Origin of the sequence: Sphingomonas sp. OTU376 (genome assembly GCF_038440415.1) — a bacterium.
Classification (GTDB): domain Bacteria; phylum Pseudomonadota; class Alphaproteobacteria; order Sphingomonadales; family Sphingomonadaceae; genus Sphingomonas; species Sphingomonas kyeonggiensis_A.
In genome coordinates this window covers 1-4,828 of record NZ_JASATQ010000126.1, presented here as the reverse complement: position 1 = coordinate 4,828, position 4,828 = coordinate 1, and the positions used below count along the sequence as shown (strand labels likewise).

Annotated in this window: 2 protein-coding genes; both read right to left on the bottom strand. The window is 65.7% G+C overall.

All coding sequences use genetic code 11. From position 1 onward, the window contains the following. Positions 1-60: 60 nt before the first annotated feature. The gene (locus AAHM44_RS24675) at positions 61-846 is read right to left on the bottom strand and encodes a hypothetical protein (protein WP_342251646.1); all 786 of its coding nucleotides are present in this window, start codon (positions 844-846) and stop codon (positions 61-63) included. 5 nt (positions 847-851) lie between these two features. Next, positions 852-4,742: an nSTAND3 domain-containing NTPase gene (locus AAHM44_RS24670; RefSeq protein WP_342251645.1), complete on the bottom strand. Its 3,891-nt coding sequence runs from the start codon at positions 4,740-4,742 to the stop codon at positions 852-854. Positions 4,743-4,828: the final 86 nt, after the last annotated feature.

Genomic DNA, 4,828 nt, shown 5'->3' with positions numbered 1-4,828 from the left:
CCCCCACCCTCCCCCCCCGGGCCGGCCCCCCCCAAAACGGGGCCCCGGCCCTGATTTCGTCTAGCTGCTTTCTGCGACGAGCGTATCGAGCAGCGCCACGAGAACCGAGGCTGCAGCACCGATGATCCGCTTTTCGCGCTGTTTCCAGTCGGTGGCGATGCCGACGAGCGTCGCGATCTGGCCTGGGACCACGGCTCGGCCCGAAAGTCGCATGGCGAATATCGCGCCGCCGCTCTTTCCGAACGGGTCTCGCGCCTGCACATGCCCGGCCTGACCCCACGCGCCTTCCTTCTTGTCGAACGCGACCGAGACAAAGCCGCCGGCCTCCTCCCGGGCACTGCCCGACACGACCTCCATCGGCGTTTCGATCGTCCATTTGTCATGACGGCGCGACGCAGTGTGCGGATAGCCTGCGACGCTGCCATAGAAGCGCCCGGCTGCGTCCGCCGCGCTTCCGATCTGCGCCTCATCAAGGAACGCGATATGGGAAAGGGCCGCAGCCATATCGGGAGGGAGCAGCGTCACTGCGAGATCATGCGTGTCCGAAATCCGGAATGCGCCGCCAAAGGCACGCGCGTTTCCGTCCGCTCCAAACAGGCCGAGCGGCGCGCTGGCATGGTCCTCGAGCACGTGATGGGCAGTGGCGAGGCACGGCAATCCGCGATAGCGAATGGCGACCGCGCTCCCGACCAGAAACGGACGCTGCGATTTCTCGCTGATGATCGGGATGATGCAATGCCGGGCGCATTCGACCGCGGCATCGGCGAACGCGCGCGATGCTGCGTCGATCGGATATCCGACGCGGAGCGTTGCTCGCTGGCGTGTCCGCGATCGCTTTTCCGACATCCGGTTCAGTCCTCGCTGGCGCGCTTCAGGAAAGGCAGGACGGCTGCGACCGCCTGCACGCTGCCAAGGTCGTTGAGCACGCTGTCGTCGAATGCGCCGATATCCTCGCCCAGTGCCCATCGCTGCGCCTTATGGCCCTGCGGCAGATGTGCCGCGACCTCGCGCGCCTGGGCTGCGTCGCGGTGCAGGCGGGCTGCCGCAAGCAGGACAAGGAAGACCCGGCGCTCGGGGGTGGCCGATAGAGCCGCGGCGATTGCCTCGACCTGGTCGTGCTTGCCGCGCCAGCCGCAGATCAGCGCGAGGCATGCCGTGATGCGGGACGCTACGCGCAGCATCAGATCCGGGGTGATGCGCGCGAGCAGGGCATCGTCGAGCTGCGCTTCCGCGCCGACCAGCGCCCAGCCGGCCGGGATGCGGGCCTCGCTCTTGCCTTTCGTCACCGCGAGCTCGAACACCATCGTCTGCAGCGCGCCCCGGCGGGTCGCCAGGAGATTCAGGATGGCATTTCGCAAATCGGGATCGTCGGTTTCGATCGCGATCTCAAGCAGGCGTTTGCCATCCGCTGGATCTATCGGGTCGTAGCTGGCGAGCGCACGGACCGCCTGTCGGGCGATCGGCAGGCTGTCGACATTGTCATGATAGTCCCGATCCGAAAGGTTGTCCGCTGCCAGCGTCAGCAGGGGGACGAGATGTTGGGGGCAGGGCCGGGCATCGAGCAATTCGACGAGCAATTCGCGTACCGGCCGGCCCGGATTGGCTATCAAGGCCAGCAAGCGCGCGGGGAGCGGTCCCGGCGGCGGGGGCGCAAGCATCTGGAGCGCTCGCGCCACGACATCCGCGAAGCGATGTCCGAGTGCGCCCTCTGCAATGTCACGCCATCCTGCCACAACCGCGACGTCGATGGCATCGATCGCCACCTGCTTTACATCGCTATTGTCCAGCAGCCAGGTCACATCCTTGCGCACTGCCGCGCCGCCGGCTTTGGCCAGCAGCACGCGAAAATGGCGAAACGCCTCGCTCCCGGCGGGTAGTCGCGCGATCTCAACCGAAGCCCCCACGTCTGTCGAGGACAGCGCCTCCTTGTCCAGCGCCGACTTGAGGCGGGCGATGTCCCGGTAGACAGGTGGTAGTGTCGCAAGTGACCTGGCAGCCGCGTCTTCGATGGCGGGATCGATATTTGCCGCGACTGCCATCTCCAACGCGATGTCGCCGAGCCGCGCCTCATCATCCGCCTGCTGCAGGGCGGCCATGATGTCTTCGAACCGCGTTGGCGCGTGCATCAGAAGACATGCCATCGCGTTGATCCGGGTGTCGGGTCGATCTGCCCCGGTCATCACCCGCGCCACCAGCTGATCCTCGATCGAGGCCGTCCAGTTCCGCCGTGCGATGGGCCAGAAATCTTCCTCATGCTCGCTGCCGGCGACGATCGGATAGAGGGCCTCAAGCTCCGCGGCGGGCACGGCCTCGTCGGACCGGCGCAGCGTTCTGAGCCACCAATATACGAGTTCCGCGCGCCGAGGATGATCGACCAGCCCCTGCCAGCCGCGCTGCGCGCGATACTCGGCCGCATAGGCTTCGAGAAACTCGCGGGCAGAATAACCATCCTCGCTGCTGCCCATATGTTCCAGATAGCCGGGGCTATATTCGCCGTTGTCGATGGCAAGCCGCTCGACCGCCCACTTGCTTTGCTCGTCCTCGCTGGGGGTATTCACCGCGATCGCGCGGTACAGCACGTGGGTGCATGCCTCCAGATCGGCGAGCGCGCCCGCATAGACCGTGTCCTCCGATCGCAACACGCCTTCAGGCACCATCAGATAGGCAGCATCGACAAATGCCGGTGTCAGGCCGGATGCGAGCCGGGCCATCGCCGGGATCAGCCGGGTGCCATAGCTGTCCCGCGAAAAGGGCAGCTCTTCCCGGATGAAGCGCTCCAGCAACGGCTTGGTCGCGGGCGAGGCGCGCACGCGATCCTTCCAGGTCTTGTCGTGTTGCGGCTCGCCCCAGTCCATCATGAATCCGAAACTGCGTGGCCTCGGGCGGTGGAGAAGCCAGCGTGCGATTTCCGCTTCGATGCTGTCACCCGATCCGATCGCGGCTGCCAGCCGCAACTGCACGCCGAGATCCTGACCCGGCACCGCCAACACCCTCGCGAGCCAGCTGTCGATCGCGGCCTGCGCGGGTAGGGTAGGCTGGAAGCACAGGTTTTGATCCGCTTTGCAGGCCGCAAGCAGCCGGGCCGCGCGATCGACATGCAACCGGCCGTCGGCAAGCGGCGTCGTGGCGAGAATTTCCACGAGCCGATTGAGCGTGGCGCGCACGGGGACAGGCATGGATGCGGCGGCCTTGAGCAGCCCTTTCTCGTCTCGCCCATGGTAGATGCTGAGAAGATTATCCTTCTGGCGCAGATTGCGTGCCGCGACGAGGAAGGTGGCGAGTGGCGCGATGCCCGTCTCGAGGCTGGCGTCACGCGAATAAAGTGCGTCCTCGATGATCGCGAGATCCTCGAACGAGATCGACTGACGGTCGAGCAACAGTCCCCAGAGGACCGCGGCCGCCTTCCATTCCTTGCGCTTGGCGATCTGCTGCGAGATCGTCAGCTCGATCGAACTCTCATGCGCCTTCCTGATCGCGTCGCGAATGACCTTGTCGGGATTCTTGTCGACCTCCTCGGGCGTCACCAGGCGCAGTGCGTCGAAGAATTTCTGGGTCTCGAGCGGCGTGCTGAGTTCCTCCAGAACCCGTTTCATCGAGGCGAGGGCGAGCTGCCTCAGGCTGGTCTGGCGGAGCCGCTCGATCTTCTTCCCGTAGAGGAGGCGCCGTTCACGCTCGCCATAGTCACTTGCCTCCAGGCTGAACGTCCAGGGTTCGACCTGGTCCAGAATCCGCGTCGCCGTACCGACATCGAGGCGGGTCGTGGCAACGACGATCCAGTTCGGGTTGTCCTGTGCCTTGGCCAGGAAATCGGGGAGCCGATCGAGCCAGTCGCGGCCCGCTTCCTCGAACGTATAGCGCCCGAAGGGATCCTCGATGTCGAACATCACCGGTCCGGGTGCGCTATAGTGACGGATTTCCTCGGGTGTGCGGACGGACTTGCGCTTCAGACCCGGTATTTCGTCTGAAAGCTCCTCATAGAGCATGTCGGTGGCGAGCGTTTTGCCGGTCCCGGACTGGCCGATGATCAGCGCCGCATGCTGGCGGCGGAGCTTGCGGCGCAGCGCCTCCCAGTTGGTCGGCTTCACATAGTCGTCGAGCGCCGGCGAACTGGCGAGATAGCCCTCATGCTTGACGATGATCGCGGCAAGATCGTCGCGGGTCCAGACATTGGTGCCCTTGCGCTTCACCCGGCTATAGGCGCCGGCGCGCAGATCCTCGAAGCAGGCCTGCCAGTTCGCGAAAGGGACGCGGAACGTCTCGGTCAGCTGTTCCTTGATCCGGCTCTCGACCCATTCGGGCTCATAGTTGGAGAGGACCGCTACCCGGCCCGCCGCATCTCCGGGGAGAGATGACGCGATCGATGCTGGAAGCGGCTTGCCGGGCCATACGCCTGGCGAGCGAACCCGGAGCGATCTGGCGCCGCCGCTGAGAGCGGCGCTCGTCACCAGCAGATAGCGGGCATCGGGATCCTTCAGGCGGACAGCGGCGGAATCCCTTTTCTCTCCATGCTGCAGAAGTCGGTCGACATCCGACACGCGCCAGGGGTCGGTGGTCCTCAGCTTGGCCTGCACGACCAGCCGATAGGGCTTGTTCGCGGCCGAGAGATCGGCGCCGCCCACGACCGCACCGGGTTCGTCGGGCGCAAGATCGGCTTCGAGATCCTCCTCGGTCGCTGGTTCCAGCTCGAGCCTGTCGGTCAGGCGCCTCGCGAGAACGAGGTCGAGCGCAAGCCACACCGACACGTCAACCTGATAATCGAGCCCAGGGGGGGCGGGGGCGCCGCGGGCGGGGTGGCCGGGCTTGATACGTGTTTTGTGGGCCCGCCCAC